Origin of the sequence: Bariatricus sp. SGI.019, assembly GCF_050315235.1 — a bacterium.
GTDB lineage: Bacteria > Bacillota > Clostridia > Lachnospirales > Lachnospiraceae > JAFBIX01.
Genome location: NZ_JBNPOQ010000003.1, coordinates 132,566 through 158,659 on the forward strand (window position 1 = coordinate 132,566; position 26,094 = coordinate 158,659).

The 26,094-nt window shown below is 41.8% G+C and carries 25 protein-coding genes and 1 other annotated feature (1 of these 26 running past the window's edge); of the genes, 19 read left to right on the top strand and 6 right to left on the bottom strand.

All coding sequences use genetic code 11. From position 1 onward, the window contains the following. Positions 1-89, top strand: a binding site (T-box leader) (it extends 177 nt beyond the left edge of the window). 65 nt (positions 90-154) lie between these two features. The 6 genes from ilvB (at position 155) to ACQRD1_RS03060 (ending at position 5,607) form a co-directional block, all read left to right on the top strand. Continuing rightward, positions 155-1,876, top strand: a complete 1,722-nt coding sequence (gene ilvB, locus ACQRD1_RS03035) for a biosynthetic-type acetolactate synthase large subunit (RefSeq protein ID WP_235232051.1) — start codon at positions 155-157, stop codon at positions 1,874-1,876. Positions 1,877-1,895: 19 nt separating this feature from the next. Continuing rightward, on the top strand, positions 1,896-2,408 hold the full coding sequence (gene ilvN / locus ACQRD1_RS03040; RefSeq protein WP_235232052.1) for an acetolactate synthase small subunit: 513 nt from the start codon (positions 1,896-1,898) through the stop codon (positions 2,406-2,408). A 109-nt stretch (positions 2,409-2,517) separates the two neighbouring features. Then, positions 2,518-3,543 (top strand): branched-chain amino acid aminotransferase, encoded by a 1,026-nt coding sequence (locus tag ACQRD1_RS03045; RefSeq protein WP_235232053.1) that lies wholly within the window; start codon positions 2,518-2,520, stop codon positions 3,541-3,543. 187 nt (positions 3,544-3,730) lie between these two features. Beyond that, positions 3,731-4,102, top strand: coding sequence for a GntR family transcriptional regulator (locus ACQRD1_RS03050; RefSeq protein ID WP_235232054.1), 372 nt, complete (start codon positions 3,731-3,733; stop codon positions 4,100-4,102). Positions 4,103-4,105: 3 nt separating this feature from the next. After that, positions 4,106-4,951: an ABC transporter ATP-binding protein gene (locus tag ACQRD1_RS03055; RefSeq protein ID WP_235232055.1), complete on the top strand. Its 846-nt coding sequence runs from the start codon at positions 4,106-4,108 to the stop codon at positions 4,949-4,951. Then, positions 4,951-5,607, top strand: a complete 657-nt coding sequence (locus ACQRD1_RS03060; protein WP_235232056.1) for an ABC-2 transporter permease — start codon at positions 4,951-4,953, stop codon at positions 5,605-5,607. The genes ACQRD1_RS03055 and ACQRD1_RS03060 overlap by 1 nt, the downstream gene beginning before the upstream one ends. A 54-nt stretch (positions 5,608-5,661) precedes the next feature. Here ACQRD1_RS03060 and ACQRD1_RS03065 read toward each other — a convergent pair whose 3' ends face one another. The 4 genes from ACQRD1_RS03065 to ACQRD1_RS03080 form a co-directional block, all read right to left on the bottom strand. Next, on the bottom strand, positions 5,662-6,399 hold the full coding sequence (locus ACQRD1_RS03065) for an energy-coupling factor ABC transporter ATP-binding protein (protein ID WP_235232057.1): 738 nt from the start codon (positions 6,397-6,399) through the stop codon (positions 5,662-5,664). Positions 6,400-6,462: 63 nt separating this feature from the next. Next, on the bottom strand, positions 6,463-7,272 hold the full coding sequence (gene cbiQ, locus ACQRD1_RS03070; protein WP_235232058.1) for a cobalt ECF transporter T component CbiQ: 810 nt from the start codon (positions 7,270-7,272) through the stop codon (positions 6,463-6,465). Further along, the gene (locus ACQRD1_RS03075) at positions 7,269-8,267 is read right to left on the bottom strand and encodes an energy-coupling factor ABC transporter permease (protein ID WP_427786904.1); all 999 of its coding nucleotides are present in this window, start codon (positions 8,265-8,267) and stop codon (positions 7,269-7,271) included. Before ACQRD1_RS03075 ends, cbiQ begins: the two co-directional genes overlap by 4 nt. Before the next feature lie 102 nt (positions 8,268-8,369). Beyond that, positions 8,370-8,969: a TetR/AcrR family transcriptional regulator gene (locus ACQRD1_RS03080; protein ID WP_427786905.1), complete on the bottom strand. Its 600-nt coding sequence runs from the start codon at positions 8,967-8,969 to the stop codon at positions 8,370-8,372. 169 nt (positions 8,970-9,138) lie between these two features. Between ACQRD1_RS03080 and ACQRD1_RS03085 the strand changes: the two genes are divergently transcribed. The 7 genes from ACQRD1_RS03085 to ACQRD1_RS03115 all read left to right on the top strand — a co-directional run bounded on the left by ACQRD1_RS03085 (position 9,139) and on the right by ACQRD1_RS03115 (position 17,972). After that, positions 9,139-11,211 (top strand): efflux RND transporter permease subunit, encoded by a 2,073-nt coding sequence (locus tag ACQRD1_RS03085; RefSeq protein ID WP_235232061.1) that lies wholly within the window; start codon positions 9,139-9,141, stop codon positions 11,209-11,211. A 22-nt stretch (positions 11,212-11,233) separates the two neighbouring features. Next, on the top strand, positions 11,234-13,276 hold the full coding sequence (locus tag ACQRD1_RS03090; RefSeq protein WP_427786906.1) for a hypothetical protein: 2,043 nt from the start codon (positions 11,234-11,236) through the stop codon (positions 13,274-13,276). Between the two features lie 159 nt (positions 13,277-13,435). Then, positions 13,436-14,194: a class I SAM-dependent DNA methyltransferase gene (locus ACQRD1_RS03095; protein WP_235232063.1), complete on the top strand. Its 759-nt coding sequence runs from the start codon at positions 13,436-13,438 to the stop codon at positions 14,192-14,194. Between the two features lie 30 nt (positions 14,195-14,224). Next, the gene (hslO, locus tag ACQRD1_RS03100) at positions 14,225-15,100 is read left to right on the top strand and encodes an Hsp33 family molecular chaperone HslO (RefSeq protein WP_235232064.1); all 876 of its coding nucleotides are present in this window, start codon (positions 14,225-14,227) and stop codon (positions 15,098-15,100) included. Between the two features lie 18 nt (positions 15,101-15,118). Next, positions 15,119-17,041 (top strand): NAD(+) synthase, encoded by a 1,923-nt coding sequence (locus ACQRD1_RS03105; protein ID WP_235232065.1) that lies wholly within the window; start codon positions 15,119-15,121, stop codon positions 17,039-17,041. Positions 17,042-17,083: 42 nt separating this feature from the next. Then, positions 17,084-17,503, top strand: a complete 420-nt coding sequence (locus ACQRD1_RS03110) for a C-GCAxxG-C-C family protein (protein WP_235232066.1) — start codon at positions 17,084-17,086, stop codon at positions 17,501-17,503. 1 nt (position 17,504) lies between these two features. After that, positions 17,505-17,972 carry an HAD family hydrolase gene (locus tag ACQRD1_RS03115; protein WP_235232067.1) on the top strand — a complete coding sequence of 156 codons (468 nt, stop codon included), beginning with the start codon at positions 17,505-17,507 and terminating at the stop codon, positions 17,970-17,972. A gap of 43 nt (positions 17,973-18,015) precedes the next feature. Here ACQRD1_RS03115 and ACQRD1_RS03120 read toward each other — a convergent pair whose 3' ends face one another. Continuing rightward, positions 18,016-18,717 (bottom strand): S1 RNA-binding domain-containing protein, encoded by a 702-nt coding sequence (locus tag ACQRD1_RS03120; protein WP_235232068.1) that lies wholly within the window; start codon positions 18,715-18,717, stop codon positions 18,016-18,018. A 191-nt stretch (positions 18,718-18,908) separates the two neighbouring features. Here ACQRD1_RS03120 and ACQRD1_RS03125 point away from each other — a divergent pair, with 191 nt between their 5' ends. Together ACQRD1_RS03125 and ACQRD1_RS03130 are read left to right on the top strand one after the other, a co-directional pair. Further along, positions 18,909-20,555, top strand: coding sequence for a putative manganese-dependent inorganic diphosphatase (locus ACQRD1_RS03125; RefSeq protein WP_235232069.1), 1,647 nt, complete (start codon positions 18,909-18,911; stop codon positions 20,553-20,555). Between the two features lie 37 nt (positions 20,556-20,592). Next, the gene (locus tag ACQRD1_RS03130) at positions 20,593-21,177 is read left to right on the top strand and encodes a flavin reductase family protein (RefSeq protein ID WP_235232070.1); all 585 of its coding nucleotides are present in this window, start codon (positions 20,593-20,595) and stop codon (positions 21,175-21,177) included. Between the two features lie 46 nt (positions 21,178-21,223). On the opposite strand, the gene ACQRD1_RS03135 is transcribed toward ACQRD1_RS03130, so the two are convergent. After that, a complete protein-coding gene (locus tag ACQRD1_RS03135; protein ID WP_235232071.1) occupies positions 21,224-22,606 on the bottom strand; it encodes an MATE family efflux transporter in 1,383 nt (460 codons plus the stop codon). 165 nt (positions 22,607-22,771) lie between these two features. On the opposite strand from ACQRD1_RS03135, the gene ACQRD1_RS03140 reads away from it, so the two are divergent. From ACQRD1_RS03140 to ACQRD1_RS03155, 4 genes are read left to right on the top strand one after another with little or no spacing between them, the layout of a single operon-like run. After that, positions 22,772-23,470 carry a polysaccharide deacetylase family protein gene (locus ACQRD1_RS03140; protein WP_268826434.1) on the top strand — a complete coding sequence of 233 codons (699 nt, stop codon included), beginning with the start codon at positions 22,772-22,774 and terminating at the stop codon, positions 23,468-23,470. A gap of 58 nt (positions 23,471-23,528) precedes the next feature. Then, positions 23,529-24,254: a tRNA threonylcarbamoyladenosine dehydratase gene (locus ACQRD1_RS03145; RefSeq protein ID WP_235232073.1), complete on the top strand. Its 726-nt coding sequence runs from the start codon at positions 23,529-23,531 to the stop codon at positions 24,252-24,254. Continuing rightward, a complete protein-coding gene (locus ACQRD1_RS03150; RefSeq protein WP_235232074.1) occupies positions 24,255-25,571 on the top strand; it encodes a replication-associated recombination protein A in 1,317 nt (438 codons plus the stop codon). A gap of 6 nt (positions 25,572-25,577) precedes the next feature. After that, entirely contained in the window at positions 25,578-25,997 is a 420-nt protein-coding gene (locus ACQRD1_RS03155; RefSeq protein ID WP_331473037.1) for a metal-sensing transcriptional repressor, read from the top strand. Positions 25,998-26,094: the final 97 nt, after the last annotated feature.

Here is a 26,094-nt window from a genome sequence, read left to right on the forward strand (position 1 = left end):
GAGAAGAATATATCTCCCGTATTGGCAGAGTGCAAAGAGATGACTCTTTGAATTTAGGTGGTAACACGGATGAATCATTCGCCCTAAGCATAGGCTTAGGGCTTTTTTTCGCAGTTGAGGATAAGGATATTTCTTTGGGAACAGGAGGTATTTTATGAAAAAAATCAGTGGAAACAAATTATTAGTGAAAGCGTTGAGAGAGGAAGGGGTAGATACCATATTCGGTTATCCTGGAGCATGTACCATTGATATCAGCGACGAACTGTATAAGCAGGATTATACGAAGGTTATTCTTCCAAGGCAGGAAGTAGCGCTGGTGCATGAGGCAGATGCCTATGCAAGATCAACAGGCAAAGTTGGGGTATGTCTGGTGACCAGCGGACCGGGAGCTACGAATCTGGTGACGGGTCTTGCAACGGCCTATTATGACAGTGTTCCGTTGGTATGCTTTACCGGACAGGTAGCAAGACATCTGATTGGAAATGATGCATTCCAGGAGGTCGATATTGTAGGAATTACCAGAAGTATTACGAAATATGGTGTTACGGTACGCAACAGAGAGGATCTGGGACGTATCTTGAAAGAAGCGTTTTACATTGCAAGGACCGGAAGACCGGGACCGGTGTTGATTGACCTTCCGAAAGATGTGATGGCAGAATTAGGAAGTTCGGATTATCCGACGGATGTCAATATCCGTGGATATAAGCCGAATACGCATGTTCATATCGGACAATTGAAACGGGCGATTAAGATGTTAAGTAAAGCGGAACGACCACTGTTTCTTGCGGGAGGCGGTGTAAATATCGCGCATGCCAATCGGGAATTTACAGAATTAGTGAATAAGACGAATGTACCGGTTGTGACAACCGTCATGGGAAGAGGAGCAATCCCGACCAATCATCCGTTATATGTAGGCAATCTGGGAATGCATGGAGCCTATGCCTGCAATATGGCGGTAAATGAGTGTGATCTGTTATTCTCCATTGGAACCAGATTTAATGACAGAATTACCGGAAAGCTCCATTCCTTCGCACCGCATGCGCAGATTGTACATATAGATATTGACACAGCGGCTATCTCGAAAAATGTGCAAGTTGATGTGCCGATCGTAGCAGATGCGAAAGAAGCTATTACTAAGATGCTGGAATATGTAACAGAATGTAATACGAAGAAATGGCTGGATGAGGTCGGTGAATGGAAGATGGAACATCCACTTACGATGAAACAGAAGCCGATCATGACACCACAGGATGTCATTGAGACAATCAATCGAGTATTTGATGAGGCAATCGTGGTGACGGATGTTGGACAGCATCAGATGTTCACAGCACAGTTTATTGAGATTACGGAAAAGAAGAAACTTCTTATGTCGGGTGGACTTGGAACCATGGGATATGGTCTTCCGGGTGCAATTGGAGCGAAGATCGGCAATCCTGATACTCCGGTTATCTCCATTTCCGGGGATGGCGGAATGCAGATGAATATCCAGGAGCTTGCGACAGCTGTACTGGAAGAACTTCCGATTATCTCCTGCATTTTCAATAACAGTAATCTGGGGATGGTACGCCAGTGGCAGAAGTTGTTCTATGGTAAGCGGTACTCAATGACTTGTCTGCGTTCCGGGGCGGCCTGCCGGGGAAAATGTGGTGAGGTGCCTTGCCCAGAATATACACCTGATTTTATCAAGCTTGCAGAGAGTTATGGGGCAAAAGGAATCCGCGTGACCAAGAAGGAAGAGATCGAACCTGCCTTCCGGGAAGCAATGAAGAGTAAGAAGACGCCGGTCATTATTGAATTTGAAATCGATCCGGAGGATCTGGTATATCCGATGATACAGCCGGGCGGAACTTTGGAAGATATGATATTGGATTGTTAAGAGGAAAGGAGAGGTCAAGATGAGTAATAATGGAATGAAAAAACGTTGGATATCTCTGTATGTGGAAAATCAGGTGGGTGTCCTTTCGAAAATATCTGGACTTTTTTCCGGAAAATCCTATAATCTGGACAGTCTGACTGTAGGTACTACGGAAGATCCTACTGTGTCCAGAATGACCATTGCAACAGTCAGTGATGATGAGACATTTGAGCAGATTAAGAAGCAGCTGAACCGTCTGGTAGAGGTCATCAAGGTCATTGATTTTACGGATGTATTTGTTCGTATGAAAGAGATTATGTATATTAAGGTGCGCAAATGCACACCGGAGGATAAGGTGGAATTATTCCAGATTGCAGAGACATTTAAGGCAAAGGTCATTGATTATGGCAAAGACAGCCTTCTGCTGGAATTTGTCCAGACGGCAACGAAGAATGATGCGGTAATCAAGTTGATGAAAGAAGAATTCAAGAGCATTGAAGTTGTGCGGGGCGGAAGTGTCGGGATTGAATCTATCAGCATGATGGAACGATAAAAGGTTTTTTGTAAAAAACAGAGCGCACTCTTGAATTTTGAAAATGAGCGTATTATAATAATTGCAGATCATATATTTAGTTATTTATCTAAGGACGGAGGAATAGAAAATGGAAAAGAAAAATATTGACTGGTCTAATATCGGATTTGGCTATATGCAGACGGATAAGAGATACGTTTCCAATTATAAGAATGGAGCGTGGGATGAAGGTACATTGACCTCCGATGCCAATGTCGTAATAAATGAATGTGCAGGTGTATTGCAGTACGCACAGACATGTTTTGAAGGATTAAAAGCCTATACTACGGAAGATGGACATATCGTTACATTTCGCCCGGATCTGAATGCAAAGAGAATGGTAGATTCCGCAAAGCGTCTTGAGATGCCTGTATTCCCGGAAGACAGATTCTTAGATGCAGTAAAACAGGTGGTAGAAGCAAACGCAGCATATGTTCCGCCATACGGATCTGGAGCAACACTTTACATCAGACCATACATGTTTGGCTCCAGCTCTGTAATTGGGGTAAAGCCGGCAGAGGAGTATCAGTTCAGAATGTTTGCAACTCCGGTAGGACCATACTTCAAGGGCGGCGCTAAGCCAATCACCATCAGAGTATGTGACTTCGACCGTGCAGCACCGCATGGAACAGGCCATGTAAAAGCTGGTCTGAATTATGCTATGAGCTTACATGCAATCGTAGACGCACACAATCAGGGATTTGATGAGAACATGTATCTGGATGCAGCAACCAGAACAAAAGTAGAAGAGACCGGCGGAGCAAACTTTATCTTTGTTACCAAAGATAACAAAGTTGTAACACCGAAGTCCACTACAATTCTCCCATCTATTACAAGACGTTCTCTGATGTATGTTGCAGAGAAATACCTTGGATTAGAAGTAGAAGAAAGAGAAGTATACTTCGATGAAGTCAAAGATTTCGCAGAATGCGGACTTTGTGGTACAGCAGCAGTCATCTCGCCAGTAGGAAAGATCGTAGACCATGGCGAAGAGATTTGCTTCCCAAGCGGAATGGACGAGATGGGACCAGTGACCAAGAAGTTATACGAGACATTGACCGGAATCCAGATGGGGCATATCGAAGCACCAGAAGGATGGATCTGTAAGATTTGTTAATGCTAATATAGATAGAAAAATCAGGCATCACAAGGTGCCTGATTTTTTGTGCAATTGGGGACACAGTAAATTGAATCTGGGACGGAGGAAAATGAAAAAACCCCCGTCCCCTATTGAAAAAACAGTATATAACAGTTGACAACAGTTATAAACAGTTATATACTGTTTATAACGAAGGAGGGATGACATGAAGTTGATTATTAATCATTCTTCTATGCAGCCTATCTATGATCAGATTGTGGATCAGGTGAAAGGCAAGATCATGCAAGGGGAATTGCAGGAGAATACGATGCTCCCATCGGTTCGTACGCTAGCGAAGGAACTACGCGTCAGTGCGCTGACGGTGAAGAAAGCATATGATGCCCTGGAGGAGGAAGGATTTGTGATCACAGTCCATGGAAAAGGCAGCTTTGTTGCTTTTGCCAACCAGGAGATGATGCTGGAAGAGAAGAGAAAGGAAGTCGAAGCTGATTTGGAAATGGCCATCCGAAAAGGCAGAAGCTGTGGAATGAGTAATCAGGAGATTACGGAACTATTTCGGATTGTTTTGGAGGATTAGCAGATGTTGAGATTGGAGAATGTTGAGAAGAGGTATAAGGATTTTGCACTGGACTGTTCGATGGAGGTCCGGGAAGGGTGTGTCACAGGTCTGATAGGGGCAAATGGAGCTGGAAAGAGTACGACATTTAGAGCGATACTTGGATTGATTCATACGGATGGTGGAAAGATAGAGATTCTGGGAAGGACGCCAGATCAGCTCAGACCAGAGGACCGGGAGCGTATTGGGGTCGTATTAGCCGATTCGGAGTTTAGTGGATACTTAAGTATTAAGGATCTGATTCCAGTGCTGGAGAACTTGTATTCACAATTTAATCGAGACAGATTTGTAGAAAAATGTGAAGAATTTCAGCTGCCATTGAATAAGAAAATCAAAGAATTTTCAACGGGAATGAAGAGAAAGCTCCAAGTGCTGGCAGCGCTTTCTTATAATGCAGAACTGTTGATTATGGATGAACCGACAGCAGGGCTTGACGTGCTTGCACGCGACAGTCTTCTGCAGATGTTAAGAGAATATATGGAGCAAGAAGGCCGTTCCATTCTGATTAGTTCCCATATTTCTACGGATTTGGAAGGTTTTTGTGATGATATATATATGATTGATCATGGGCAGATAATTATGCACGAGGAAACAGATGTGTTATTAAGTGATTATGCACTTTTGAAAGTGACAGATGAGCAGTATCGTGATTTGGAAAAAGAATATATTCTTCGCTATAAGAAAGAAGAGTTCGGATATAGCTGCCTGACGAATCAGAAGCAATTTTATCTGGAGAATTACCCTTCAATTGTAATTGAAAAAGGAAGTATTGACGAAGTAATCATGATGATGGTGCGAGGTGAAAAGTAATGAAAGGATTATTGATTAAGGATTTTAAATTATTAAAAAATCAAAAGCAGTTTTTTTTGACGGTATCCATGATGGGAATTATCTTTTTAGTGGTTTCAAATAATCCAGATTTTGTCATAAGTTACATTACAATCATGATATCGATTTTTACATTAAGCACGATCAGTTATGATCAATATAACAATGGAATGGCATATTTATTCACACTTCCAATTACCCGGAAGGAATATGTAGGAGAGAAATATGTGTTCGGTCTGATATCCACAGCAGCCTCTCTTGCGGGGGTGTCTGCAATAGCATATGCGGTAGCTTTTGCCAAATCCATTGAATATACATTGGAAGAATGGGGAGCTACAGTGATATCAAGCTTTCTGATTGTAATAATAATGCTGGCATTTACCATACCTTTACAGCTGAAGTTCGAAGCAGAAAAAAGTCGAATGGCATTGCTTGCAGTGTGGGGATGCCTTTTCATAGCGATTTATCTGATGGTATATATAGGACGAAAAATGGGAATCGATATAGAAGCAATTCTTGATTCCATCTTTGAGGCGAAATTGTCGACAACAATTATTGCAATTATATTAATCTGTATAGCATCAACGATAATTTCATACCTGATTTCATTGAAAATTATTAAGAAAAAAGAATTTTAAGTCAAAAAGGTACAGGGCATTTTGCAAATGGGGACGTAGTATTTTTACAAAATACTACGTCCCCATTTGCAATGGCAACTCCAACCCATTTTTTTCTAACAATTCTTTATCTGACAGGATTTCTTTCGTTGGTCCATCGCAGATGATTCTTCCATTTGCCATTAATATAGTTCGCTCGCAGGTGTCCCAGATCATGTCGAGATCGTGGGATGCGATGATCTTCAGGTGTTCGAAGGAGTTTAGGATATGGATCAGGTTCCTGCGGTTTCTGGGATCCAGTGCGATGGAGGGTTCGTCCATCAGGATGATGTCAGGAGTCATGGAGAGGATGGTGGCAATGGATGCCAGTTTTTTCTCGCCGCCGGACAGTTTGTAGATATGCTTATCTTTCAGGTGGCTGATTCCGGTCATTTCGAGGGCTTTTGCAACTCTTCTGTGGACTTCTTCTTCCGGGAGACCATAGTTTCTTGGGGCAAATGCGATATCTTCGTAGACGGTTGACATGAAGAGCTGGCTATCGGAATCTTGAAATACATATCCGATTTTTTCTCGGATCTGGGGAAGAGTCTCTTTTTGTACTGGGATTTCTTCGATGCGGATGCCTCCGTTAAAGTCCAAGTACAGCCCGACAAGTATTTTTAATAGGGTGGATTTGCCGACGCCATTTGCCCCGACCAGGCCGATGGCATCGCTTTCTGAGGCGTGAAATGAGATGTCTTTCAAAATCCGATTTTCTTCTCCAGGCTCATAATTAAAAGATACATTTTTAACGTCAATATGTATGTGACTCATAGAATGCAATCCTCCTTGATATTTATCAAACATGTAATCAAAATATGTAATCAGAATCCATAATTAAAATAGATGACCTATCGCCCGTCCTATTATGACAAGCATTGGAAATCTTCGAAAGAGTAGAATGATGCTCAGCCACAGGAAAAAGTATACAAAGTCCTGAGGTTTCCAGCACACTTTTTCATTTATATAATGAAAGTCTCCGGTATATCCCCTGAGAGTCATGCTTTCATATACGTTACTGGCACGATCCATGCTCCGAAGTAACAATTGACCGGTAAGAGATCCCCAGACTTTAAAGTGAATCCCTTTTTGCTTTGGTGCTCTTAAGGAATATGCCTGTGTGATGCGGTTCACTTCTTCTAATAAAAGGGAAATGTAGTGGTATGTGAGCAGAATTTGCGTGACCAGGATCTGTGGAATATGAATCAAGCGAAATGCGTAACATAGCTGTTCGATAGAAGTCGTTGCAATTAACAGGTAGGATGCCAGAACACTGAAGACTCCCTTCATCATGAGTGTAATCATAGATAATACTCCGGCATTGATACGAAATGTGCCGATGTATACAGGTATTTTGTCAAAAAATGGATTCAGGATTCCAATCAGGCATATGAGAGGCAGAATGACCCGGAGGCGCTTCAGGCTGTCCTTGAAAGACAAATCAGCCAGAAGAAATGTTGCCAGAGGATAGACGAACATTCCGGCGAGTCCAATGACGTCATATTTTGAAAATGAGACCACGGTTGTAATGTAAAGAACAGTCAAAACAAATTTAACCAGTGGGTGAAGATGGTTCACCCACTGGTCTCTTGATGAAAGCATATCCATATGATGAATCTCATAGATTGCGTTACCAATTTTGCTCATGATACTCGTTTCTTCCTGAAAAATTTAAATATATAACATGCTCCGACACAGACAACTATAACGACTATGCCGCCTACGATTCCTGAAAATGTTGTTCCAAAAGAAGAATCAGAATCTTTGAAAGCATAATCTGGAAGCAATGCAGTGGCTTCCTGTATGGAATCGGCTTTTTCATAGATATCGCCTTCAGATTCTATTTCCGTAGAACCGGTAATCTTTTCGATGGACCACTCCAGACCATCTGGATAAGAGGATGCTGCCAGAGATAATCCACCGCCGATTACGATTGCAAGAACGGCAAGAATAGTTACCGTCTTTTTAAATGAAAAACGACCTTTGGAGACTGCAGATTCCGCTCCATGATACAGCATCTCAGGACGTGCATCGTGTACAAATACCAGAATGGCTGCAGTAATAAGTCCTTCCACAAAACCGATAGCAAGGTGAATCGGCTGCATGGTTGCTGCAAATGTAGTAAATGGAAGCTCCGTTATGCCAGAAGCGAGAGTTTCCAGTGTCACACTGAATGCTCCAAGCTGTAGGGTAAGAACACAACCTAAGATGGAGGAAGCAATAATCTTGCCTTTGGTAAATCCTTTTTTTATGATTGGCTTCCAGATAAGAAGGGCACCAATGAAACATCCGTAAAATGCCATGTTCCAGACATTACATCCGAGTGCCAGAAGACCGCCGTCTGCAAATAACAGACATTGGATGAGCAACACTCCAATCATGGTGAGGAATCCAGCGTATGGTCCAAGTAACGCTGATAGTAGCATACCTCCGCATAGGTGCCCACTGGAACCAGTGCCCGGAATGGTGAAATTAATCATCTGGGTCGCAAATACGAATGCACCCATTACGCCCATAACGGGAATCTTCTTTGGATCACTTTCTAATCGTACCTTTTTTACAGAATAAGCTGCTGCCGCTGCGGAACAGGCATACATTGTTCCTGCCACTGCCGGTGAGACCAAAGCATCAGCCATATGCATAGAGCATCTCTCCCTTCATTCCTCAGAATAATCTTTGATGTCAACACTATATTACGTTACCAGAATGAAGGAAAACAAGCCCCCATGGGGGTGAAAAACAGATTATTTCATGCGATGACTCTCGATGATCAGTCTGACGGTACGATATAAAAATGGTTTATATTGCTCGATGGAAAGTGGTTCTTCGTATATCACAGAATTATAGGCAGTAGAACCGGCAAGTTCGATAATCGTAAACAGCATGACATCTATATCTTCATAGGAGTATGCATCCTGCTCGACCATTTTGAGAAAGGCTTCATATAATTCTGTGTCTGAGTCTTCACCGGTCAGCAGTGCAGATTTCAGTGCGCCCATGACAAGATTCTTAGAAATGAAGTTTAAAAGAGATTTGTTATCTTTTAAGGCATCAATGACATGATTAATGATAAAAATCAACTGTTCTTCCAGTCCTTGAACATTGGATGCAGCCAGTGCGAGGTTGGCGGCATGGAATAGTTCATGTGTCTTGTGGGCAATGAGTTTATTCTTGATGTCGTATTTGTCTTTAAAATACAGATAGAATGTACCCTTTGCAACGCCTGCTTTTTCTACGATGTCAGAGATGGCAGTAGTATTGAAGCCTTTTGTAGTAAATAATTCATATGCAGTATTAAAAAGTGCATCTTTTTTCTTACGTTTATTTTCGTCAACTTTTCCCATAATTTTTCTCCTCGTTCTTTATTATAAACAGAGTTTTTGGCTGTTGGCAAGAGGTTTATACAAAAAATGACTAAAAGTCAAAAATATATTGACTAATAGTCATTTTTGATGTATAGTGCATATTGTAATAAATGACTGATAGTCAGAAAATGAAAAGGAGCAAATGAGTATGGTTAACTTTGGAAAAAAAGTAGTGAAGTACAGAGTGCCGATACTGATCATAAGTATCTTATTGTTGATTCCATCTGTACTGGGGTATGTCAATACCAGAGTCAATTATGATGTTCTTACTTATCTGCCGGATGATATTGAGACTATGCAGGGTCAGGATATTTTGACGGATGATTTTGGGGTAGGAGCATTTTCCATGTTTATTGTAGATGGCATGGAAGATAAAGATGTGGCAGCATTAAAAGCAAAGATTGAAAAGGTAGACCATGTGGCAAATGTCCTGTGGTACGATTCCATCGCAGATATATCTATACCAGAGAGCATGCTGCCGGATAATATCTACGAGGTATTTAATTCAGATACAGGAACGATGATGGCAATCTTTTTTGATGAAGGGACATCTTCGGATGGAACAATGGAGGCCATAGAAGAGATTCGCTCCATTGCCGGAAAGCAGTGCTTTTTAAGTGGAATGTCTGCAATTGTAACTGATACGAAGAATCTCGCTGAGAAGGAAACGCCGCTTTATGTATTAATCGCAGTGGCTCTTGCATTACTTGTTCTTGGAATTACAATGGATTCCTTCTTTGTGCCGGTACTGTTTCTGTTGAGTATCGGAATGGCAATCTTATATAACCTTGGAAGTAACTATTTCTTAGGGGAAATCTCTTATATTACGAAAGCACTGGCCGCAGTGCTGCAATTAGGAGTAACGATGGACTATTCCATTTTCCTGATGCATAGTTATGAAGAACAGCAGATTCGTTATAATGGTGATAAAGAACGTGCGATGGCACATGCGATTTCGCAGACATTTTCCTCTGTAATCGGAAGTTCTGTCACTACAATCGCGGGATTTATTGCGCTTTGCTTCATGACGTTCACACTTGGCCTGGACATCGGTATTGTTATGGTAAAAGGCGTTGTCTTTGGAGTAATAGCTTGTATTACAGTTCTTCCGTCTATGATTCTTTGTTGTGACAAATTCATCGAGAAGACGAAGCATAAACCGCTATTGCCAGATATTGGAAAGATATCGGATCGGGTTACCAAACATTATCTTGTATATGTAGCACTTTTCCTGGTGCTTTTATTCCCGGCAATTTACGGAAATAGCCATACAAGCGTTTACTATAACCTGGATGCATCTCTCCCGAAAAATCTGCCAAGTGTTATTGCAAATGAGAAATTAAAAGAAGACTACGATATGAATACGACTCACATGATCCTGGTCGACAGTTCTGTCTCGTCTTCAGATGTGAATAAGATGATGAAGGAAATCGATAAGGTAGATGGAGTGAAGTGGGCACTTGGCCTGGATAAACTGGTCGGGCCTGGTATTCCTACTGATATGCTGCCAGATTCTGTAACCAGTATGCTGAAGAATGACAAGTATCAATTATTGTTGGTAAATTCACAGTATAAAGTGGCTTCGGATGAGATCAACGGACAGATTACAGAGATTAATCAGATTCTGGATAAGTATGACAAAGGTGCAATGTTAATCGGTGAAGGACCGCTGACCAATGATCTGATTGAAATTACGGATAAAGATTTTAAGACGGTCAGTGCAGTATCGATTGGAATTATATTTATCATCATATTATTGCTTTTCAAATCCATTTCGCTGCCGATGATACTGGTTGGAGTCATTGAGTTTGCAATCTTTGTAAATATGGGAATTCCGTTCTATACCGGAACGACGCTGCCGTTCGTAGCCTCTATCGTTATCGGAACGATTCAGCTGGGTTCGACGGTGGACTATGCAATCTTGATGACAACAAGGTATAAACGAGAACGAAATCATGGAGCAGGAAAATATGATGCAATTACGACCGCACATCGAGCTTCGGCTCGTTCCATCATGGTAAGCGCATTCAGTTTCTTTGCAGCAACGATAGGGGTAGGATTTTATTCCAATATTGATATGATCAGTTCTCTGTGTGTTCTGATGGCAAGGGGAGCATTGATCAGTATGATCGTGGTTGTATTTGTTCTGCCATCTATGTTTATGGTATTTGATAAGGTAATTGTTAAGACAAGTAAAGATTTTTTGCCGAAAAAGGCGTAGATCTGGTTAGGAGGTAATCTTCATGAAGAATAAGAAAGCAAAAAAAGTAATGGCAGGCTCTATGGCGGTGGTTATAGCAGCAGGACTTGCAGGAACTTGTGGATATTATAATCATGCATCTGAGGTTCAGGCCGAAGAAGATACAGAAGTATTGCAGGAAACGGCAGAACAAGTTCTGGGAGACAGTGATACGGGTGATGATGGAGAATTTTATAAAGAAGAATCCGTTTATGTGAAGGCTGACGCTTCTGGTCATCCAATGAAGACGACAGTTACGGAATGGCTGAAGAATCCAGAAAAAGGAACATTTGAAGATTCGACAGAATTGAATGACATTAAAAATATTAAAGGAGAAGAGAGCTTCAATGAAGGAACAGATGGCTCTTTGCAATGGCAATCTGAGGGAAATGACATTTATTATCAGGGAACGATAGACAAAGAACTACCGGTGGATGTAAAAGTATCCTATAAGCTGGATGGGGAAAGCATTTCCCCAGAGGAACTGGAAGGAAAAGACGGGAAGTTAGAGATTCATTTTGAATATGAGAATAAATCCAAAGAAACGGTAGATGTAAATGGAAAAAATGTGGAAATGTATACACCGTTTACCATGGTCACAGCGCTGATGCTTCCAACAGATGGTTATAAAAATGTGACGATTGATAATGGTAAGATTATTTCAGACGCTGACAAAGATATTATTGTCGGGGTGGCATTCCCGGGACTGGAAGAGAATATGAATCTTCAGGATCTGGATGTAGATATCCCAGACAGTGTAACGATTACGGCCGATGTAGAAGATGCATCAGTGGAACCGACCATTACACTTGCCTCTGCAGAGCTTTTGAATGAAATAGATCTGGATAACATCGACAGTTTTGATGATCTGGAAGGCTCCATCGAGCAGTTAGAGGATGCAACCAATCAGTTGGTAGAAGGTTCGAAATCTGCAGCCGATGGGGCGAAAGAACTGGCCGATGGATCTAAGACCTTATCTGACGGTGTGAATACGCTGAATGATAAGAGTGGTGAATTGGCAAGTGGAATGAATACTCTGGCAGATGGAGTGAATGCGTATGTAGGCGGAGTAAGCCAGCTCGCAAGTGGAAGTACTTCTGTGGCAAATGGAGCAGCAACTTTAAAATCTGGTGTACAGACAGTACAGGCAGGCATCGCTTCTGCAAAAGCCGGGGCAGACCAGCTGGTAGCCGGATACACTGGAGGCGGAACAGAAACAGGAGTAGGTGTTGTTACAGCCGCACAGTCAATCAGTGATGGGATTACTGCATTAAATAACACATTAAGTGAGAATACCAGTCTTACACTTAGTTCGGCGCAAGAACAGTCAATCAGTGGTATGGCATACCAAATGGCAGTAAAATCGGTTGAGAATATACCAGAGGATACATTTACTAATCTTGGGACAACAAAGACTGATTATATTTCAAATCTGAGTGGACAGTATGAAGAATTATTAAAATTACAATTTACGAATACAATGAATCAGACCGCAGCTACTGTGAAATCTACAATTAAAGATAATATACAACCAATAGTTACAGGAGCTCCAGCATTAGCAGCCGGAGTAAAGCAATTGTATGCCGGAACTGTAGATTTACAGAAAGGTTTAAGCCAGCTCAATGATGGAAGCACATCATTAGTGCAAGGAACTTCGGACCTGTATGAAGGAGCAATTGCATTACAACAAGGAGCAGCAAAACTCAATGAAAGAAGCAGCCTGTTATCTACAGGAACACAGTCTCTGAAAGCTGGCGGTTCCCAACTGACGTCTGGCGTTGGCCAGCTTGCAGACGGCGCCGGGCAGGTCGCAGATGGCGCAAGTGCACTGGCAGACGGAAATCAGCAGCTTTCAGATGGTATGGCGGAATATAAAGAATCCGCCATCGATAAATTAACAGAACTATTCAACGGAGATATCCAGAATGTAACATCACGAATTGATGCTATGAAGACATTAAGTCGAAATTACAAATCCTTCGCAGGAATCAAGGATGGTGTCAATGGAAGTACAAAATTCATCATTGAGACAGAAGGAATAGATTAACAAAATAACGCGAATGGGTACACCACAAATGACGAATGGGTACACCACATTTTTTAATTGGGGACGTAGACTTTTTTCAAAAGTCTACGTCCCCAATTGTTAAAATGAAGCTCCCATGCTATAATAAGTCCAGTCATATTACGGAAAGGATGGAATATCATGGAGGCTTATACAAGTTTTGCGGTGGTTTATGATACGTTCATGGATAATGTCCCATATGAGGAATGGGCTGATTATTTGTGGAAATTATTGCGGGAATATGGTATTGCAGATGGACTGGTATTGGAGTTGGGCTGTGGAACAGGCAGTATGACGGAACTTCTGGCGTCGAAGGGGTATGATATGATTGGCGTGGATAATTCGGAGGATATGCTGGAGCTTGCGATGGAGAAGCGAATAGAGAGTGGACATGATATTCTGTACTTGTTGCAGAATATGCAGGAGTTTGAATTGTATGGTACGGTGAGAGCTGTGGTCAGTGTCTGTGATTCGGTGAATTATGTGACGGATGAGGAGGAGTTGACGGAGGTCTTCCGTCTGGTGAATAACTATCTGGATCCTCAAGGTGTATTTATCTTTGATTTTAATACAGAATATAAGTATCAGGAGATTCTCGGAGAGCAGGTGATTGCGGAAGAACGGGAAGAATGTAGCTTTATCTGGGATAATTATTATGATGAAGAGCAGAAGATCAATGAATATGAACTGACGTTGTTTGTACAGAGTCAGGAAGATCCCGAGTTGTATCGCAAGTACCAGGAGGTTCATTATCAGAGGGCATATACTTTGGAGAGAATAAGGAATTTGATTGAAAAAGCAGGACTTCGTTATGTGACAGCGTATGATGCATACACGAAGGATGCTCCATTGTATACAAGTGAGCGTATCTGTGTGGTAGCACAGGAATGTGGAAAATAAGAAGATTGAAATAAGAAAGGCAGATAGAAAATGAAAGATTATATTGTAAGAGCAACTGCGGCAGATAATCAGATCCGGGCGTTTGCTGCGACAACAACACAGGTGGTGGAGATTGCAAGACAACACCATAATACCAGCCCGGTAGCAACAGCAGCGTTGGGACGTCTCCTGACAGCAGGAGCTATGATGGGAAGCATGATGAAAAATGATACGGATATGTTGACCTTACAGATTCGTGGAGATGGACCAATTCAGGGAATTACGGTTACAGCGGATAGTCATGCCAATGTTAAAGGGTATGTGGGAAATCCGGATGTAGTATTGCCACCTAAAAATGGTAAACTGGATGTTGGCGGAGCTGTTGGCATTGGATTATTGCAAGTTATTAAGGATATGGGACTCAAAGAACCATATTCTGGACAGACGATTCTGGTATCCAGCGAGATTGCAGAAGACTTGACTTATTATTTTGCCAATTCTGAACAGGTTCCGTCTTCAGTAGGCTTAGGAGTTTTGATGGAGAAGAATAATACCGTTCGTTGTGCCGGTGGATTTATTATTCAGCTTATGCCATTTGCAGAAGAAAAGACAATCAGTCAGTTGGAAGAGAACTTAAAGAATGTGACGTCGGTGACAGCACTTCTGGATCAGGGATATACACCGGAGCAATTGTTGGAAACGTTGCTTGGCAATCTTGGATTGGAGATTACAGATACAGTGCCAACTCAATTCTACTGTAATTGTTCGAAAGAAAGAGTGGAACAGGCTGTGGTCAGTATCGGGCGCAAAGAGATTCAGGAGATGATTGATGACGGAGAGGACATTGAAGTGAAGTGTCATTTCTGCAATACAGCGTATCGATATACGGTAGATGAATTAAAGAATATTATAAAACGAAGTAAATAAAGAGGTGGGGAGAAGAAGATGAGACACGGATTTGTAAAAGTGGCGGCGGCAACTCCAGATATTAAGGTCGCAGATGTAGCATACAATACAGAACATATCTGTAATCTGATAGATGAGACGGTTCGGGAAGATGCTAAGATTATCGTATTTCCAGAGTTATGTATTACCGGATATACTTGCAGCGATCTATTTATGCAGGATGTTTTGTTAGAAGATGCGCGGCAGGCACTTCATATGATTGCGCAACATACTGTAGGCAAAGATGCTTTGATATTTGTTGGAGTGCCACTGGCAATAGACGGGGAATTATATAATGTGGCAGCAGCTTTAAATCAAGGAAAGATTCTGGGCTTGACGACTAAGACATTTCTTCCGAATTATGGAGAATTTTATGAGATGCGTCAGTTTCGGCCAGGACCGAAAAAAGCAAGAGAGATTCTGTTTGATAGGGAAATGATTCCGTTTGGTCCTCAGTTGTTGTTTACAGCATCTTCGATGGAGTCGTTGATCGTATCAGCAGAGATCTGCGAAGATGTCTGGTCGCCGATCCCTCCAAGTATTGAAGCTGCAAGAGAGGGGGCGACATTGATCGTTAACTGTTCTGCCAGTGATGAAACGATTGGAAAAGACTCTTATCGCAGAAGTCTGATTGAGGGACAGTCTGCCCGTCTGATCTGTGGATATATTTATGCAAATGCAGGAGAAGGGGAATCTACAACGGACCTTGTATTTGGTGGACATAATATCATTGCTGAGAATGGAACGATATTGGCTTCCAGTAAACGTTTCCATAATGGGGCAATTTATACAGAGTTGGATATGAAGCGTTTGTTGAGTGAGCGAAGAAAAAATACAACGTTTCAGACGACAGGAGAACGGAAGCTGATGCGTATTCCGTTTGAATTAAAATCCACTGAGACAAAGCTGACCAGAACATTTCCTTCACGCCCGTTTGTACCAAGTGTGCAAAGTGAACGCGCAAGACGCTGTGAAGAGATATTGACAATTCAGGTAATGGGATTGAAAAAAAGGTTGTCTCATGCATGGGCGAAGAGTGCAGTAGTTGGAATCTCCGGTGGCCTGGATTCTACGCTGGCATTGCTGGTTACAGCCAAGGCATTTGATGCGTTGGGGATGGATCGGAAAGGAATCGTAGCTGTGACTATGCCATGTTTTGGAACGACAGACAGAACATATCAGAACGCATGTAAGATGTCACAGAAGTTAGGTGCAACTTTAAGGGAGATTCCAATTGGGGAAGCAGTAAAACAACATTTTAAAGATATCGGACATGATCCAGAAGATCATAGTGTCACTTATGAAAATTCTCAGGCCAGAGAACGTACGCAGGTATTGATGGATGTGGCTAACCAAACCGGAGGAATTGTTATCGGAACTGGTGATATGTCTGAACTTGCTCTTGGATGGGCGACTTACAATGGGGATCATATGTCCATGTATGGTGTTAATGCATCGGTCCCGAAGACATTGGTAAGACATCTGGTACATTATTATGCAGATACTTGTGAAGATGAAGACCTTAAGGCTGTTCTCTATGATGTGTTGGATACACCAGTAAGTCCAGAACTTCTTCCTCCAAAAGATGGTAAGATTGCGCAGAAGACGGAAGATCTGGTGGGACCATATGAATTGCATGATTTCTTCTTATATTATCTGCTTCGGTTTGGGTATGAGCCAAGTAAGATTTATCGAATTGCCAGATATGCTTTTGGAGGAGAGTATGATGATGTAACGATATACAAGTGGTTGGAAGCTTTCTGCCGCAGATTCTTTACGCAACAGTTTAAGCGCTCATGTCTGCCGGATGGACCAAAAGTTGGAACGGTAGCGTTATCTCCACGAGGAGACTGGAGGATGCCAAGTGATGCCTGTGTGGCAAGCTGGCTACGTGATCTGGAACAGATGAAGCCTGAAAAATAGGGAAACTATGATTTGGATTCTGAGGTAAAGGGAGAAGAAAAAATGGAAGCGAAGAAAGAAATTGCAGTACAGAATTTCAAAAAAGGCTATAATTGCTGTCAGGCAGTTGCCTGCGCATATTGCGAAGAACTGGGCGTTAAGAAAGAAGATATGTTCAGAATGACGGAAGGATTTGGTCTGGGTATGGGAGGTCTGAAAGATACTTGCGGTGCAGTGACAGGAATGTTCTTGATTATCAGCCTTGCGAACAGTGCCGGGGATATGGAAAAACCATTGGCGACCAAGATGGATACTTACGCGAAGTTCCGCGAAGCAGCAGAAAAGTTCCGTGAAAAGAATCGTTCGATTTACTGCAGAGATTTGAAAAATATGGAGGGCCCTCAGCCATTGGTATGCTGTACACAATGTGTTGAAGATGCGGCGGCATTGGTGGATGAATATTTTAGGGAGAAGCAGAAGTAGTATGAGAATTGAAATTCCAGGATATAAAGTATTAACACTGGATTATCTGGTTCTGGATTATAATGGAACGATTGCAACGGATGGAAAAATTCCAGAAGATGTAAAAGAGAAGATCAGATGTCTGGCAGAATTCTTTAAGATATACATTCTGACAGCAGACACCCATGGAACTGCCAGTCAGATGTGTGAGGATATTCCAGTTACAATTATGACATTTCCCGGGGATGATGCGATGAAAGAAAAGCTTCGTATTGTCACAGAATTGGGCGCGGAACATTGCATTGCAATTGGGAATGGGCGAAATGACTGTCAGATGTGTGCTGTTAGTGGCCTGTCCATTGCGGTGACAGACCGGGAAGGAATGTACGGAAAGCTGATTCTGGAAGCAGATATCTGTGTTACTTCTATTTTAGATGCCTTGGAATTGTTCGAATATCCCAAACGTTTGATCGCAACCTTACGGGGATAGAGAAAAAGAGGACAGAGAGAATTCTCCTGTCCTCTTTTTGGAATTATAATTTGATGTTCTTGAAGAGATCTCCCAGGCTGGTTCCAATGTTTTCAGACTTTGGAATGACAACTTTTTCTTCTGGTTCCTCCTGAACTTCTTCTAAAGCTTTCATGCTCAAACTGATCTTACCGTCTTTCACACCGATGATTTTAACGGTCACTTCATCGCCTTCATTCAATACATCTTTTGGTGATTTTACACGTTTCTGGCTAATCTGGGAAACGTGAACCAGTCCGGACAGTCCGTCTTCCAGACGAACAAATGCTCCATAGTTTTGAAGACTTTCTACTTTGCCGGTAACAACACTGCCAACTTTTACATTAGCAATCTTTTCTTCCATAGCCTTTTTCTCTTTTTCTTTCAATATCTCACGTGCAGACAGTACCAGACGGTTGTTAGCCTGGTCAACATCAATGACTTTCACTTCGATATCTTTTAACAGGTAGCTTTCCAGATCTTCAATATAAGATAAGGATAATCTTGAAGCAGGGATGAATCCACGAAGTCCTTCTACCATCGCAATAGCACCGCCATTGACGATTCCTTCGATTTTCACAGGAAGCACCGTGCCTTTTTCCATGTAAGATTCTACAAGATTCCAAGGGTTTGCATCATCAAAGTGATCTTCCAGATCTGCCATGGTCTCTGCTGCAGCATCAGCAACAGGTTCTGTTGTTGTTTCTCGTAATAATTCTTCGCTCATTGTAAAATTCCCTTTCTATATATCGAGACTCTACGTTCTCACATGATATGTTCAGTATAGCATAAAACCTGGGAGATGTTCAAAGAAAAAAACAGAAGAACCAAGAATTTATGGTTGACGAAAGTAAGAAAAAATGGCACTCTTACTATGGGAAGCAAAATAAAATGAATAAAAACTAAGGATGTGAATATATGGGAAAGAAAGCAGGAAAGGTATATGTAGTAGGACATAAGAATCCAGATACTGATTCTATCTGTTCTGCAATTGCATATGCACACCTGAAAAAACAGCTGACTGGCAATGAATATGTAGCCAGAAGAGCCGGACAGATAAATGAAGAGACGCATTATGTTCTAAAGAAATTCAAAGTGGATCCACCAGATTTGTTGTCCAACGTGAAATTGCAGGTAAAGGATATGGATATTCATAAGATGGAAGGTGTGGAACCAAATGTATCCATTAAAGATACCTGGGCAAAGATGAAGGAACAGAATGTCAAGACACTTCCGATTCTGAAGGACGAGGAATTGGTGGGTGTGATTTCTACCGGAGATATTGCAACTTCTTATATGGAAGTCTATGATAATCGAATTTTGTCTTCAGCAAAAACACAGTATCGTAATATTGTAAAGACTTTAGATGGAACGTTAATTACCGGAAATGAACATGGATATTTTACCAAAGGGAAAGTAACGATTGCAGCATCCAATCCAGATCTGATGGAAGAATTTATTGAAAAAGATGATCTGGTTATTCTGGGAAACCGTTATGAATCTCAGAGTTGTGCGATGGACATTGACGCAAGCTGTCTGGTAGTCTGCCAGGGAGCAGAAGTATCAGAAGAATTGATTCAACGTGCAGAAGAACAGAGTATTGTGATTATTAGCACTCCGCATGATACATTTACGGCAGCACGTCTGATCAATCAAAGTATTCCAGTTAAGCATTTTATGACAAAGACGCCACTGGTTACGTTCCAGATGAATGATTATGTAGAAGATATTAAGGAAGTCATGACAAAAAAGAAATTCCGTGATTTCCCAATCCTTGATCGTCATGGACGTTTTAAAGGTCTGATATCCAGACGTCGTTTTATGGATGTCAGCAAAAAGAAGGTTATTCTGGTAGATCATAACGAAAAATCTCAGGCAGTCGATGGAATTGAAGAAGCTGAGATCGTTGAGATCATAGACCATCACAGACTGGGAAGTATCGAGACGATGGGGCCTGTATTTTTCCGTAATCAGCCAGTAGGATGTACGGCAACAATTGTATGTCAGATGTATGAAGAATCTGGTGTGAAGATTACGCCAACAATCGCTGGATTATTGTGTGCAGCAATTATTTCCGATACATTGCTGTTCCGTTCACCAACTTGTACGAAAATCGATGAAAAGGCGGCGAAGAAGCTTTCCAAGATTGCAGGCATTGATATGGAACAGATGGCTGGAGAAATGTTCAAAGCAGGAAGTAATCTTCAGGGTAAAACTGCGGATGAGATCTGTTTCCAGGATTTCAAACAGTTTACGGTAAATGATACAGTGTTTGGAGTGGGTCAGATCAATTCTATGAATAAAGAAGAATTGGCAGAAATCCGGGAAATTATAGAGCCACATCTGCCGAAGGTGTTAGAAGAACAGAATCTGCAGATGATTTATTTTATGCTGACGGATATTCTGGATGAATCTACGGAATTAATCTGCTGTGGCAACAATGCCAAAGAGTATATTATTGATGCATTTGATTTAAAAGAGGGTACAGACAAGATTATATTAAAAGGAGTGGTATCCAGAAAGAAGCAGTTGATTCCAACGTTGGTAGGTGCTTTGCAGCAATAAAACAGAACTCAAAACTAAAAACAGTGAGGGATGAGATATGGGAAGACAGATATGGAGACCTGGCAATATGTTATATCCCCTTCCGGCAGTCATGGTAAGTGCGGCAGACCGTGAAGGAAATTCTAATATCCTGACGGTTGCATGGACAGGAACCATCTGCTCAGATCCTGCGATGTTATATATATCCGTAAGGCCGGAACGCTATTCATACCACATGATCAAAGAAACCGGAGAGTTTGTAGTGAATCTGACTACGGAGAAACTGGCCTATGCTACAGACTGGTGTGGGGTGAGATCAGGAAGAGATGTGGACAAATGGAAAGAAATGAAGCTCACAAAAGGGAAGGCAGAAAAGCTGGAGTATGCTCCGATCATTCAGGAAAGCCCGGTCAATATTGAGTGTAAAGTAACGGAAGTAAAGGAACTGGGATCACATCATATGTTTCTGGCAGAAGTGAAGGCTGTCCAGGTGGATGAAAAATATATGAAGAAAAATGGAAAGTTTGAATTGAATTCTACAGGACTTCTGACATATTCACATGGAGAATACTTGAGTCTGGGAGCATCTTTGGGAACATTTGGATGGAGTGTCAGGAAAAAAGAAATGAAGAAAAAGAAATAAAATACAGGAACGGGACGATAGAGATACATATCGTCCCGTTTGGTGTCTATTCATCTAAAGGTTTGATTTTCTGAAGATAGATATGGCGAAGCAGGATTGTAGACAGAATGACGGAGACAATCTCTGCAATCGGAATCGCCCACCATATTGCAGAAAGCCCGAATAATCTTGCAAATGTATAAGCGACCGGAAGAATCACAAAAAGTTGTCTGGCCGCAGATACGATCAAACTATAGATTCCATTTCCCAGTGCCTGGAATACGGAACCTGCAATGATACAATATCCGGCAAACAGGAAGCTGAGGCTGATAATCCGAAGCGCCGGTACACCGATTGCCAGCATATTTTCTGAGGCATCAAACAGATTCCTAAGCAGAAAATCAGGAAGTGTCTGGAAGATTATGAGTCCAATCAGCATAATGGATATGGCAATCAGAACACTGAGTTGAATTGTCCGAATGATTCTTTTCTTATTTCTGGCACCATAATTATAGGCAATGATCGGAATCATGCCGTTATTCAGACCAAAGACAGGCATGAAAATAAAACTTTGTAATTTAAAATATACACCGAATACAGCAGCTGCTGTTGAAGAGAAGATCAAAAGGATTTTATTCATGCCAAAAGTCATGACAGAACCGATTGCCTGCATGATAATAGAAGGGATTCCGACTTCGTAGATGGTCTTAATGGTCTGTAGATGCGGACGAAATCCTTTCAGGCTTATATTAATTTCCTTATTTTTTCTGATATTAAAGTAAAAAGACATGAATACAGCTGTAATCTGTCCGATAATTGTAGCAATGGCAGCACCTGCAACTTCTAATCTTGGGAATCCAAACCAGCCGAAGATCAGAATTGGATCCAAAATGATATTGATAATAGCTCCAGTGCCCTGGGTCATCATATTGTAAATGGTCTTCCCGGTAGACTGCAATAGCCGCTCTGAAGTAATCTGAAGGAAAATGCCGGCGGAACATAACGTAATAATGGTCAGGTATTGTGTACCATAGGTAATGATCTTTGGGTTATCTGTCTGAATTGTGAAGAAAAAGTGTGAGCCAATTCCGCCAAGCATGGCAAAGATGATACAACTTACGATACCAAGGAAAAGTCCGTTTTTGGCGGCATTATTAGCCCCAGTATAATTCTTTTCGCCGAGATTTCTGGAAAGAAGGGCATTGATTCCCACACCAGTTCCAGATGCAACAGCAATCATCAGAGACTGGATTGGGAAAGCGAGAGATACAGCAGTCAGAGCCTCTTCATTTAACTGCGCTACGAACATACTGTCAATTACATTATAAAGTGCCTGCACCAGCATAGAGATCATCATGGGCAGCGACATGTTGATTAATAATTTTGGAACCGCCATGGTTCCCATCTTGTTCTCCTGTACGGGAGTATCTTTTGTCTTAGTGTCTGACATTATAGAACCTCCTTGTAGACCTGAAACGTAGTGCTTATAGCATAGCATTAACATATATAGAATGCAATGAATTACATACCAGTTTCTGCTGAAACATATAAATAAAGAAAGAATAGATAAACGGGGGAAGGTTTGGTGAAGAAAACCGGATGTAATAAGATAAAGATGTTGTGTGGATTGTTCTATACCTTGTGCCTGCTTCAGGTATTGGGAATATCTGTATATCAGAATCAGAAAGATGAAGAGGAAGAAGAAACGAATAAAGTGGATGATGCAATTGCCTTTGTTAGTTCCTCTATGGTAGAAGAGCCGCCGAAGATAGCGATTACATTTGACGATGGCCCAAGCAGTCAATGTACGGGAAGATTGCTAGACGGATTAAAGGAGAGAAATGTAAAGGCTACATTTTTCCTGATCGGAGAGAATGCCAAAGAGAATCCTGAACTGGTGAAACGACTGGATGAAGAGGGGCATCTGATTGGGAATCATACGTATCATCATGTAGAGATTACAAAGGTTTCTGATGAAGAAGCAAAAAAGGAAATTCTGGATACAAATAAAGTAATCACATCAATTACTGGAAAATCAGTGGAATATATGCGGCCGCCGTTTGGCCTGTGGCAACGTAATCTGGAGATGGAGATCGAGGTTCTTCCGGTCATGTGGACCATAGATCCTCTGGACTGGACGACGGAAAACGTAGATGAAATAGTAAATAAAGTAGTGACGGAAGCAGAAGAAAATGATATTATTTTGTTACATGATTGTTATGATTCCAGTGTGGATGCTGCACTTCGAATCATTGATATCCTGCAGAAAAAAGGATTTGAATTTGTAACAGTGGATCAATTAATTATGAATTAAAAGATCTGTCAGACCAAAGAATAAGAATATAAAAAACAGACGGAACAGGAAGAAGAATATGGCGGTTCATGAATTTTCCAGAACGGAATTATTAATAGGAGAAGAAGGATTACAGAGATTAAGACATGCAACGGTGATGATACTCGGCGTCGGCGGGGTCGGATCCCATTGTATCGAGGCGCTTGCAAGAAGCGGTGTGGGAAAGCTGATCCTGGTGGACAATGATACGGTGTCTCTGACCAATATTAACCGACAGTCCATTGCATATCACAGCACAGTCGGACGATATAAAACCCGTGTGATGAAAGAGAGGATTGCAGATATCTGTCCACAGACGGAAGTGATTACTTATGAAATGTTCGTATTGCCTGAGAATATGGAGCAGATCTTTGAACAGAGACCAGATTATATTATTGATGCGATTGATACGGTCACAGCTAAGATCGCTCTGGTTGAAAAAGCTCTGGAATTGGATATTCCGATTATCAGCAGTATGGGAACAGGAAATAAACTCCATGGGGAGCTGTTTGAGATTACGGATATCAGCAAGACCAGTGTCTGTCCATTATGCAAAGTAATGCGTAAAGAATTGCGTGCCAGAGGGATTTATCATCTGAAAGTCGTGTATTCCAGGGAGAAGCCGATAGATGTGTCACAAAGAACGACGGACGAAGAGAAAGGAAGCAGAAGGTCATTGCCGGGAAGTGTGTCATTTGTTCCTCCAATCGCAGGACTTCTGCTTGCCGGTGAAGTGATCCGAGAGCTGATGGAAGAGGTGGAATAGATGGATTTATTTGATTATGTCAGAGAAAAAAATATGGATAAGGAAGCACCGCTTGCTTCCAGAATGCGTCCCACAACTTTGGAAGAAGTAGTGGGACAACAGCATATTATCGGAAAAGGGAAGCTTTTATATCGTGCGATTAAGGCAGATAAGTTAAGTTCCATTATATTTTATGGTCCTCCGGGAACCGGCAAGACAACACTTGCAAAGGTGATTGCACATACGACCAGTGCAGAATTTACCCAGATCAATGCCACAGTAGCCGGAAAAAAAGATATGGAAGAAGTTGTACTTAAAGCAAAAGAGATGCTGGGCATGTATCAGAGAAAGACGATTCTGTTTGTAGATGAGATTCATCGTTTTAACAAAGGGCAGCAGGATTATCTACTTCCGTTTGTGGAAGACGGAACGATTATTCTCATTGGAGCAACGACAGAGAATCCATATTTTGAGGTAAATGGAGCGTTGATTTCCAGGTCAAGTATCTTTGAGTTATATCCGCTGGAGAAAGAAGATATTAAGACATTACTGCGCCGGGCAGTCTATGATGTAGAAAAAGGAATGGGAAGCTACGAGGCGGTAATTGAGGAGGATGCTTTGGAATTCCTGGCAGATGTCTCCGGGGGAGACGCAAGAAACGCACTGAATGCAGTGGAGTTGGGAATCTTGACGACGGAGAGAAATGGCGACGGAAAGATCCATCTTACACTGGATGTGGCTTCGGAATGTATCCAGAAGCGTGTGGTACGTTATGATAAGACGGGAGATAATCATTACGATACGATTTCCGCATTTATTAAAAGTATGCGGGGATCTGATCCGGATGCCGCGGTGTATTATCTGGCCAAAATGCTGTATGCAGGAGAAGATATTAAATTTATTGCAAGAAGGATTATGATCTGCGCTTCGGAAGATGTGGGAAATGCAGATCCTATGGCGCTCACTGTGGCAGTATCTGCAGCCCAGGCTGTGGAACGGGTTGGAATGCCGGAGGCCCAGATTATTCTGTCTCAGGCAGTGTTGTATGTGGCAACGGCACCGAAAAGTAATTCTGCCTGCAATGCCATCTTCAGTGCAATGGAGAATGTAAAATCCCACAAGACAACGGTTCCGCCGCATTTGCAGGATGCTCACTATAAAGGCTCTCAAAACCTTGGACATGGAATCGGATATAAATATGCACATGATTATCCGGATCATTATGTAAAGCAGCAATATCTTCCAGATGAGATTCAGGATGCAAAATTCTATGAGCCAAGCGATAATGGACATGAAAAAGAGATTAAAGACTGGATGAAGTACCTTCGAAAGGAATGAGAAATAATGATACAAGATGAATATACAGATTCCCAGAGTTTGATTTCCAGCAGGGAAGAGATAGACCATGCATATCTTCATGAGCATGGAATAGAACATTGCCATGAACATAGTCATAGCCATGAGCATATGCATGACCATATGCACGAACATGGTCATGTTCATAGCCCGGAAGAGAAAAAAGCAGTAATAAACCGTCTGTCAAAAGCCATTGGACATCTGGAAGCAGTCAAGCGCATGGTTGAAAAGGATGCAGACTGCAGTGATGTTCTGATCCAATTGGCAGCAGTACGTTCTGCCATCAATAATACCGGAAAAGTAGTACTGAAAAACCACTTGAACCACTGTATTGTAGAAGCGGTAGAAGAAAATGATATGGAAGCCATTGAACGCCTGAATCAGGCAATCGATAAATTTATGAAGTAGAGTCGTTTTGTAGTTGGCGAAAACGGTTGATGACGGTGCGGAGGAATCCTTCTTGGTTGGAAAAGTTTGGCGATTGGGAATGTCAGGCGCAGGGATA

Coding starts and splice junctions, on each gene's coding strand:
- ACQRD1_RS03115 (WP_235232067.1), top strand. CDS start 17,505: ATGAGAATTGAAATTCCAGGATATAAAGTATTAACACTGGATTATCTG.
- ACQRD1_RS03150 (WP_235232074.1), top strand. CDS start 24,255: ATGGATTTATTTGATTATGTCAGAGAAAAAAATATGGATAAGGAAGCA.
- ACQRD1_RS03110 (WP_235232066.1), top strand. CDS start 17,084: ATGGAAGCGAAGAAAGAAATTGCAGTACAGAATTTCAAAAAAGGCTAT.
- ACQRD1_RS03050 (WP_235232054.1), top strand. CDS start 3,731: ATGAAGTTGATTATTAATCATTCTTCTATGCAGCCTATCTATGATCAG.
- ACQRD1_RS03080 (WP_427786905.1), bottom strand. CDS start 8,969: ATGGGAAAAGTTGACGAAAATAAACGTAAGAAAAAAGATGCACTTTTT.
- ACQRD1_RS03130 (WP_235232070.1), top strand. CDS start 20,593: ATGGGAAGACAGATATGGAGACCTGGCAATATGTTATATCCCCTTCCG.
- ACQRD1_RS03140 (WP_268826434.1), top strand. CDS start 22,772: ATGTTGTGTGGATTGTTCTATACCTTGTGCCTGCTTCAGGTATTGGGA.
- ACQRD1_RS03045 (WP_235232053.1), top strand. CDS start 2,518: ATGGAAAAGAAAAATATTGACTGGTCTAATATCGGATTTGGCTATATG.
- ilvB (WP_235232051.1), top strand. CDS start 155: ATGAAAAAAATCAGTGGAAACAAATTATTAGTGAAAGCGTTGAGAGAG.
- hslO (WP_235232064.1), top strand. CDS start 14,225: ATGAAAGATTATATTGTAAGAGCAACTGCGGCAGATAATCAGATCCGG.
- ACQRD1_RS03095 (WP_235232063.1), top strand. CDS start 13,436: ATGGAGGCTTATACAAGTTTTGCGGTGGTTTATGATACGTTCATGGAT.
- ACQRD1_RS03105 (WP_235232065.1), top strand. CDS start 15,119: ATGAGACACGGATTTGTAAAAGTGGCGGCGGCAACTCCAGATATTAAG.
- ACQRD1_RS03075 (WP_427786904.1), bottom strand. CDS start 8,267: ATGCATATGGCTGATGCTTTGGTCTCACCGGCAGTGGCAGGAACAATG.
- ACQRD1_RS03085 (WP_235232061.1), top strand. CDS start 9,139: ATGGTTAACTTTGGAAAAAAAGTAGTGAAGTACAGAGTGCCGATACTG.
- ACQRD1_RS03135 (WP_235232071.1), bottom strand. CDS start 22,606: ATGTCAGACACTAAGACAAAAGATACTCCCGTACAGGAGAACAAGATG.
- cbiQ (WP_235232058.1), bottom strand. CDS start 7,272: ATGAGCAAAATTGGTAACGCAATCTATGAGATTCATCATATGGATATG.
- ACQRD1_RS03065 (WP_235232057.1), bottom strand. CDS start 6,399: ATGAGTCACATACATATTGACGTTAAAAATGTATCTTTTAATTATGAG.
- ACQRD1_RS03090 (WP_427786906.1), top strand. CDS start 11,234: ATGAAGAATAAGAAAGCAAAAAAAGTAATGGCAGGCTCTATGGCGGTG.
- ACQRD1_RS03155 (WP_331473037.1), top strand. CDS start 25,578: ATGATACAAGATGAATATACAGATTCCCAGAGTTTGATTTCCAGCAGG.
- ilvN (WP_235232052.1), top strand. CDS start 1,896: ATGAGTAATAATGGAATGAAAAAACGTTGGATATCTCTGTATGTGGAA.
- ACQRD1_RS03125 (WP_235232069.1), top strand. CDS start 18,909: ATGGGAAAGAAAGCAGGAAAGGTATATGTAGTAGGACATAAGAATCCA.
- ACQRD1_RS03145 (WP_235232073.1), top strand. CDS start 23,529: ATGGCGGTTCATGAATTTTCCAGAACGGAATTATTAATAGGAGAAGAA.
- ACQRD1_RS03055 (WP_235232055.1), top strand. CDS start 4,106: ATGTTGAGATTGGAGAATGTTGAGAAGAGGTATAAGGATTTTGCACTG.
- ACQRD1_RS03120 (WP_235232068.1), bottom strand. CDS start 18,717: ATGAGCGAAGAATTATTACGAGAAACAACAACAGAACCTGTTGCTGAT.
- ACQRD1_RS03060 (WP_235232056.1), top strand. CDS start 4,951: ATGAAAGGATTATTGATTAAGGATTTTAAATTATTAAAAAATCAAAAG.